Annotated in this window: 6 protein-coding genes; all 6 read right to left on the minus strand. The window is 69.6% G+C overall.

What is annotated here, in order from left to right:
* Positions 1-1,398, minus strand: a 1,398-nt coding sequence (locus SPOPO_RS34640; protein WP_019872975.1) for an SCO6880 family protein, incomplete at its 3' end; no start/stop codon positions are given.
* A complete protein-coding gene (locus tag SPOPO_RS0101290; RefSeq protein ID WP_245541656.1) occupies positions 1,395-2,504 on the minus strand; it encodes a hypothetical protein in 1,110 nt (369 codons plus the stop codon). The genes SPOPO_RS0101290 and SPOPO_RS34640, both read right to left, overlap by 4 nt.
* Before the next feature lie 206 nt (positions 2,505-2,710).
* A complete protein-coding gene (locus SPOPO_RS0101295; protein ID WP_019872977.1) occupies positions 2,711-3,064 on the minus strand; it encodes a DUF6112 family protein in 354 nt (117 codons plus the stop codon).
* A 515-nt stretch (positions 3,065-3,579) separates the two neighbouring features.
* A complete protein-coding gene (locus SPOPO_RS0101300) occupies positions 3,580-4,260 on the minus strand; it encodes a hypothetical protein (RefSeq protein WP_019872978.1) in 681 nt (226 codons plus the stop codon).
* Between the two features lie 74 nt (positions 4,261-4,334).
* The gene (locus SPOPO_RS26880) at positions 4,335-5,351 is read right to left on the minus strand and encodes a PIN domain-containing protein (RefSeq protein ID WP_245541657.1); all 1,017 of its coding nucleotides are present in this window, start codon (positions 5,349-5,351) and stop codon (positions 4,335-4,337) included.
* Between the two features lie 154 nt (positions 5,352-5,505).
* Entirely contained in the window at positions 5,506-7,584 is a 2,079-nt protein-coding gene (locus SPOPO_RS0101310) for an AfsR/SARP family transcriptional regulator (RefSeq protein WP_019872980.1), read from the minus strand.
* Positions 7,585-8,330: the final 746 nt, after the last annotated feature.

The raw sequence follows: 8,330 nt of genomic DNA on the forward strand, positions 1-8,330 counted from the left end.
CCACCGAGCCAGCGGTAGCGCGGCTGCGGCGTAAGCCTGAACCTGCCGGCCGACGAGGCGCCGCAGCTCACAGCCGGCTTGCGCGGCGGCGGTCTCGACCGCGGCGCATGACTCGGTGAGGGCATCCTGCGACGGCGCGGAGACGGCGAGCAGCCCGGTGAAGTGCAGGTCGCCGTGACCGGCGACGAGGTCCTGCTCGCGCCGGGTCAGCTCAGCGGCCGCGGCGCGATGGGTCTCTTCCTCCACCCGCCCGATCCGGGCCCGGGTCGCCGCGTCGGCGACCTGCTCGGCCCGGGCCCGGCGGATCTCGCGCAGGGACTTGCCCGGCGGCAGCGGGCGGGCGAGCAGCGTGAACGTGAGCTGCACACCACCAGCACCGGCACCGACATCCGCACCGCCACCGAGGAGCAGTGGCCGCAGAAAGCTCGAGTGCGTCGCGGCGCGTGGCCATTCACTGACCCAGTAGGTGACGTGGAAGGCAGTGTCGCTTCGTGCGTGCGACCACTGCTCAGCCACGCCCATCGGACCGCAGCCCCCGGACCGGGTCCCAGCGAAGGAGCTGAAGGCACTGGCGGGGTCGTAAGCCAAGCGCACCAGCTCGGCGATCTGAGATGGGGTCAGCCAGGCGAGGAGGTCGAGCTCGGATGTTTCCAGGCTCTCGCGCAGTGCCACCCGGGTCGCGTCAAGATCCGCGCGCCGGGGCCGTACCGCGACAGCCACCAGGTTCTGCAGCCCGGTGTCGGTGGCGCTGTCCCGGACGAGATCGTCCACGATGCGCGCGGCCCACGGCGAGGCCGAGCTCACCTGTCCGGCCCACCAGTGCCGCAGGTGCGTGCCGGCATGGGGAACGCTGCGGTGGAGTACCTGCGCGCCGATCACGTCCGGCGTTTGGCACAGCGAGTCGAGCAGGCGGCCCCACGCGGCGACCCGGCGGTCTTGCGTGGCGGCGGACTCCAACAGGAAGCCGCGCCCGCGGACCTCGGCGACCATCGTCACCGGTCCCCCCAGCGGGCGGGCGGGGCGGATCAGCGCGGCGCCGCGTTGATCCGCGGTGAGGCGCAGGCGGCCAGGCAGCCCAGGCACCGCGATCGATGAGAGGTCGATCGGGACGTCGGGGGCGGCGAGGTCGAGGTGACGGTGCGTCAGGCGGCGGGTTGCCCAGGCGGCGAAGGTCGGGAACACCTCGATCAGCGGGCGTCCACCGACCGGGACCAGCGCCCATGCCAGGGCCGCGGCCCACGCCGGAGCGCTCAGTAGGACCCCGAGCGGGCCAGCGGCAATCCCGGCCGCGACCACCAGCACGAGGGCGATCCCGACCAGCGCGACCTGCACGGCGGACAAGCCCAAGAGCAAACCCCGCCGTTCCAGACGACCGAAGCGGACCTCCGGGACCGTCATCGCGCACCGCCCGGACGCGGGCCAGGTCCAGCCTGCCCACGCCCACCCGGCGGACGAGGCCTGGCATCACGTCCGGCGTAGCCTCCCGCCAGCAGCGGCCCGGTCATTCCCGACCGGTCGACGCCCGCAGACGCCCCAGAGCCTGGGGACGACGCACCCCCGGGTCGACGTCCCGCGCCCGCCCCAGCTGCTGCCCCCGCGCCAGCCCCGGCGCCGGACAGGACGGAGGAGGTCAATGCCTGTTGGGCAGCGAAGCGGGCCTGGGAACCCGTGGTACGCGCGGCGCTCGAGATCGGGTTGGCCGCGACCGTGCCGTGCATGACCGAGGCGGCCTCCATGCCGGTCCAGTGCACGAACTTGAAGGTCAGCCAGGGCGAGCAAACCGCGATGCCGAGGAGCAATAGGCCGACGAGCGTGTCGGACAGGCCAGGGTCGGGCGGCGAAGCTGCGATGGCGGTCCCGGCCGGATCCGCCAGCCCAACCGACCCTGTCGAAGCGGCGAGACCGGTCGGCGCGGCCACGGGTGCGGTGCCGGCGAACGCGCTGGCCCCGACCACGAAGGTCACGACGATGACGACCTTGCACAGGATCAGCGCGGCGACGATCTCGATCCAGCGCCGCACCCAGACCCGGGTCTGGTCCCACACGGCCCCGGCGAACGCGATCGGGGCGAACACCGCGATCAGCAGCAGCGCGGCCTTGCGGAACAGCAGGACCGTCCACAACGCCAAGCAGCCGACGATGATGGCCACACCCAGCAGCATCTGCAGGACAGGACCGGCCGGGCCGGCCAGCCAGGTCAGGTCCAGGAAGCGGGCAGCGGCGCCCTCCACCGACGTGCCCGCCGAGGCGGCGATGTACTGGCAGATCCCATCGGTGGCGAGCAACGCCGCTTGCGCGACCGCCAAAGCGAGCGCGGCACCCAGGAAGGCCTTGGCCAGTCCGAAACCAGCCCGGGCGAGCCCGCCGGGTTCGCGGCGCAGCACCGAGGTGATGACCTGCACGACCAGCAACCCGGCCACCACCGGGACGGTGACCGCGCCGATCACGGCGACATTGGCCCGGAACCACTCGGCGCCCAAATCGACACGGCTGCTCGAATCCAATGCCGCCAGCGCGGTGCGGGTGACCGATTCGGCGGCGTCGACGAAGGCTTGGCCGAGGGCGTCGAGTACGAACCCGGAACCGGCGTCGGCGACACCGCCGACGATCCCGCCCGCCAGGCCGCCGGCGGTGTCGCACAGCGAGTCGAGGGGGCCGAGGCAGGCGGGGTTCGCGGGAACGGCGGGAGTCGCTGGTCCAAGGAGTGGGCTCACTGGATCCGCCCGCCCATCGCGGAGAAGAAGGAGATGATGCCGTTGGCGCCGCCGATGAGCAGTGCGCCACCGGCCGCGACCAGCACCCCGGTCTTCCCGGAGGAGGCGTGCATGTAGTTGCCCTGTTGGTGCCCGAGCGCCCAGATCATCACCGACACGACCAGGCCGGCCACGCACGCAACCAGGCCCCAGGTCAGCAGCGCCCCGACGATCTCGCGCAGGACCTCCAGGCCCGGCAGACCGTTGCTGTTCGGGGTGATGCCCGGGTCCGCCGCCCGACGAGACGAGGACGATGCGTGCTGTGTGAGCGAGATGGTGTGCGACACCGGAAACGACTGAATGGACGCCATCGCGCGATCCCCCACCGGACTAGGCCCGCACCGAGTGCGCGGGTCTCCAGCAGTCCTGTGTGCGCGATCGGTCCCAGATTCGGGAGCTCAAGCCGTGGCGCAAGGCGCCCCCGAGATGGCGGGGCTAAGACCGGTCGATCACAGCGCATCGGCGGAACCTCCGCCTATGGCGGAGCCCCCATACAATTGGGAATGGCAGACCGCCGGTCTGCTGGGCGAATAGCGCAAATCGGACCCGTGACCCCGGGGAGACCCTGGTCAACTTGGAATACTGCGGGCTCTGCTGCTATCCGAGGAGTAGCCATGAAGGCTCTCGCGGTTGCCCAGACGATCGCGGTGTTAATTTCCGCAATCGTCGACGTCGCGCTGCTGTTCCGGTAGGGCGAAGCGGCGGGCGGGCCAAAAGCCCGCCTGCCGTCTGACTCGTCGAGCGCGACCCTCAGATGCCGCCTTTCACCATTCGGCCTTGAAGCGAGTCACGCCTCGATGGCTACAAGCTCGCCGGCCGCGGTTGCTCAACGCGTCTCGTACTCGAACGCCGTGGCTTGTTCCCACTCCGCGATGACCTCCGGGCGGAAGCGCTGCTCAAACCGCAGTTGCTTGCCGGCGTTGACGCTCGTGGCAAGCTCGGCGATCTCAAGGGCATCTGAACCAGGCCAACCCTGCCGTATGGCCTCGACGACCAACTGCGCAGGATCGAAGGTGTGCCCCCGCTGACGAAAGTACGTCAGTGCCTCAGCGACACCAGCTCGTTCGCGCTGGTCGACCAGTCCCTGGTTCTGGACGGCGAGCGTTGTGACCCCTTCGACCATCGTCTTGATCGCCGCACTCGCCTCCGGCACCGCGGCCACCGGCGATCCCGCGAGGCACTCGACCCCGTGCGCCGTGATCCACGGCGCGTGCTCGTCATGACCGCGTACAAGGACGACCTCCTCGACGCCTCTCTTGCATTCCAGCTCGAGCAGGTCCTTCAGGCTAAGGCACCAGGCAATCACCGTCCCCTGCGGGCGAGCGGTGAACCGTGAGTGCTTGCGGCTGCTGACGCCGATCGGAACGCCCGCGTTCTCGAGCCAACGTTCGGCTTCGACGGCGCTCGTCGACGGCGCGATAACGGTGAGCGCATGCGCCGCCCAGTCCGCTGCAATCGAGAACGACTCGTCCAGGCGGACGTTGGCTGCAATGAAGGCTCGGCGCACGATCGGAGGGTAGGCGCCATCCCGCCGATCATTGTGAAGGCTTGCATTGGCTGCGTTCGGTGTTCTTGTGCTGTTCACTTCAGCCGTCCCGGCCAGGGCTCCACGACCCGCCCCAGCTGCCAGACAGATGGCTCAACTTCCACGAACTCCGTGCCGTCCACCAACGACGCGCGCAGGTCCTCAGTGCTCCGCACCTCATCGCTGGGAAAAGCGGCCATGATCAAACCGGCCAGCTCGTCCTCAGTCACGGGTTCAAGCTGAACAGCCAGGACGGCGGCCAGCTGGCGTTGCAGGCCGTCACGAGGGGCTGCGGCGAACATTGCCTCCTGTAGCACCGCCATTGCTCGCGCCTCATCGGCTTCAATCCGTGCCAACTGCTCTGCGAGCGCGCGGCCGATCACACCGAGTCCCTCGACAACGGTGCGCCGACGGCTCGGCGGGCGCATCACCAGGCCCGCAGCGGCCATGAGTACCAGAGCCGGAATCCAGGGAGCGGTACCAAGGCGCCTCGCTGAGGCGCCCACGGCCCAGAACACAGCGCGCACAGGTAGGAACACGGCACTGCCAAGAGTGAGCATTTCCCGCTCACAATCGATCAGTCCCACCGCGCCGCGTGCGGCAGCCCGCCAGTCTCCTGGGGCGATCCCCGGGTCGCGCAAGTCAGTGTCGTCAGAGAAGACCACACTCAGACCGAGCAACTCGGCCAACTGCGCCGTCGGCACGTCATCGGGATCGGTGACACCCAAAGCTTCAGCCTGGCCATCGTCAGGCGTGACCGTCACGAAACGCAGGATCGGCAGGTACTCGTCCTCGTATTGCCGCCGAAGCTCCTCGACCGACGGCGCTCCCCGTCGGCTAGCAAACTTGTGCAGCTTCTCGTAGACCTCGGCATACACGTGATCGGCGGCATACAAGACCGCGAGGTCGTCGTCGGTCATGCGAAGGAACCGGGACCGCCATCCGTTGCGACAATCGTTGTCGATGCTGCAGAGCAGCACGTTGGCATCGACCACACCGATGAAGCGCGGGCGCCCGAAGCGCAGTGGCGTGAGCCCCATCGGCGGCGCACCGGCGGGCGGACTGGCTGGCATGGTACGAACGTAGCGGTGACCAGTGACAGCGTCAGATCATTTCTAGGGCACCCAGCGGAACGAGCCGCTCTCTCCATCTTCCGTCTGAAGTCAGAGGTTCTCTTGATCCGAGCCCGGCACTCGATCCGCGCGGCGAACCCACCCTGCCCTGCCCTCAGGTAGCGCTGGCGTTCGCGGTCCGGGTGATCGTGTCGATCGTCATGGCGAAGGTCTGCTCGTCGATGTCGTCGTCGGGGTCGAGTTCGCCGATGCCTCGCCGTAGAGATTCGAGCAGCTTTGCCGCGTCCTGGTCGTCCCCGGCGGCGTGGGCGGCGCGGATGGCGTCGCGGTAAAGCACTTCGGCGATCGGCTCGGCGGTGATCCCCCGGGCTGCAGCCCATCGCGCGCGCCGGTGATCGCCGAGGTCGAGTGCTGCCTCCGCGAGGGCGTGCGCGACGTTGACGATGGCGCTGATCATGTCCTGCGCGTCGGGCTCGGCCCATCCGTACGCGGCTGGGTTCACTCCGAGGAAAGGTCGCCCGCGGACGAGATTGAGCGCCGCTTCCAGGTCGTCCGCGCCGCCGATGCCGGCCGCGAGTCCGCGGCGCGCCAGGGCGCAGAAGTCGTGCCAGTCGCAGCTGACCTCAGGATGCAGGCGGTATTCCTGACCCTCACCGAGCATCGCTACGTACGGCTGCCCATCCGGGGCGTTGCCGAGCCACGCCCGGGCGCGGGATACGAGTGGATTGCGGGTCCCCCGCGAGACCCGGACACCGGGCCACAGGGCTTCGTCGAGTTGGTGCTGGCTGGCTCCGGGGCGTAGCGCGAGGTAGGCGATCAGCTCGGTGGCGCGCCGCCGGCGACCGGCCGGAGCGTCGTCGATCGCACCGATGATTTCGACCGGGCCGAGCAGGAGTATCCGTGGGCCGGTTGCGCTGTCGCGGAGGACCCCATCGTCGGGACCGTCGTTGACACTTCGTTCCTCGTTTGCCGGCTCAGCCTCAAGGATCGACTGCCCCGAGTGGGGTCCGGTGGTGACTGGAACGCTGGTGAGCGCGTCGAGATCCAAGGAGGCGGAGGAGGCGGTTCCGGGCTGGCTGGGGTTGTCCGAGGCAGCGTCATCGTCGTCAGTGTCAGCGCCGCCTGGTCGCACTGGCGGTGGGGCGGGTAGGACGGGTCCATCTTCGATCACGACGTCGACGAGGTCGGCAAGCCGGGCTGCATGCGTGAGCTCGAGGCGCTGCGGCTCGATTTCGATGCCGGGCGGATCAAGTCGCCAGGAGCTGCGGTCCTCGCAGAGTGTCCATTCACCGGCGGCCTCGCCTGTTCCGGGGCGGGTCGTGATGAGGCATGCACCGCGATAGGGAGCCATCGGGACAGCAGGGCGAGTTTCGGTCTGGGACGCCGAGACGGCACCGACCGAGGGTGCGGCGTCGATGAGGACCGCCGGTGCCCAGGTGTCGTCGAGAACGTGAGCTGCTCGCGCGTGGAGCATGCCGGGATGGCCCGCCTGGTCGAACAGAGCACCGATGTCACGCTGACGCGCCTCAATCCATCGGTGACCGGCTGCCGGTTCGGTGAGTCTCGCTCTGCCGCTTTCGAGTGGGTCCACGATCTCGGGCGGGCAGCCGGCAATGTCGAGTTGAACGCTGCGGCACAGTTCGCTCGTGCCGAGTTCGACCGTCATCGCGTGCAGGATCTGTTCGGACTCGCGCGCGGTCCCCACGATGCGCAACGTCCCAGCGGCTTCCAGGTTGACCAGAACCATCGCTCCCTCGGTCACGCCGAGGGCGACCAGTGCCGGGTAGGGGTCGACGGGGTCTTCGATCTGCGCACCGACGTGACGGCAGGGGGCCGGATCCTCGGAGTCCGAGCGACGGGTCGACGCGAGCGTCCAGGTCCTGGCGTCAGCGGCCGCGAACGGTGCTGGGGCGTCCGGTTCGTCGGTGGCGAAGTAGAGGGTGGCGCCCGCGGGTGCGATCCGGATCATCTCGAGATCGGGCAGTGGGCGGTTGGTGCGGTGGCAGTGTTCGGTCAGCTGGTGCAGGGCTGTCCGTAGCGCGGTGACTGTCAGCACGGCGTTCGCGACGCGGAGCTGTCCTTCAAGCCGCGCGGTCGTGGCGGTGGTGGGGCGTCGGAGTCGTTGGCCAGGTTGGCGGGCGCGTTGCGCCCGGCGGCGGCGCCGGCCGAGTTCCGCGAGGAGGCCGGTGCAGGTCAATGCGCTCAGCCCGAGGGTCAGCGTCCCGATCGGCACAGTGTCGCCGTCCTGATCGGGTGCTTCCGTCTCAATCGAGTTGCTCGGGGCGCCACTTCCGTCGGCTGAATGAGCCGTGGCCGGCAGGCCGGAGGTCGCGTTGGCGCCGTGGCGGTCGGGGGCGTTGGTGTCGCTCTGCGCTGAGAGAGGTGACGGAGCCGGAGCAGCAGATGCTGGGGCTTTTCCGGAATCTGGACTTTCCCCCGCGGTCTTCGCAGGCGCCGTTCCCTTCGCGGTGTCCGCGGCCTTCGTGGTCCTCGAGGTCTTTGCGGTCGGCGCATCCTTCGGCGAGGTCGGCGCATCCTTCGACGCGGTTGCCGTCCCGGCCTCTCGGCTGGCGGTCGAGGTTTCGGTGCTCGGGCGTGCGAGCCCGGTCGCGTCGGGGGGAAGGCGAAGGCGCCAGCCGGGGTGGATCAGGCTGGGGGTCGTGAGCTCCCGGCCGTCTGGCTGAGACCGGCCGCGGTTGAGTTCGAAGATCTCCTTCCACCGCAAGCCATCGCCGAGGTGCCGCTCGGCGATGCCCCACAGCGTGTCGTGGTGGGCGCCCCGCGGCGGCTTGACCGTGTACCAGGGGCCGCCGCGATCGCCGGCAGCCGCCCTCGCGTGTGGACCACGGACTTGCGCAGGTATTGCGGATGTCCCCGGGCCGATCTGACGATCAGCTGGACCCGACGCCGGGGCGCGTGTCGGCGAAGCAGTCGGTGTGCCAACCCCATTGAGATCGGTCGCCACCGCGAGGCACGGGG

This window comes from Sporichthya polymorpha DSM 43042 (assembly GCF_000384115.1).
Classification (GTDB): domain Bacteria; phylum Actinomycetota; class Actinomycetes; order Sporichthyales; family Sporichthyaceae; genus Sporichthya; species Sporichthya polymorpha.

Coding starts and splice junctions, on each gene's coding strand:
- SPOPO_RS0101295 (WP_019872977.1), bottom strand. CDS start 3,064: ATGGCGTCCATTCAGTCGTTTCCGGTGTCGCACACCATCTCGCTCACA.
- SPOPO_RS26880 (WP_245541657.1), bottom strand. CDS start 5,351: ATGCCAGCCAGTCCGCCCGCCGGTGCGCCGCCGATGGGGCTCACGCCA.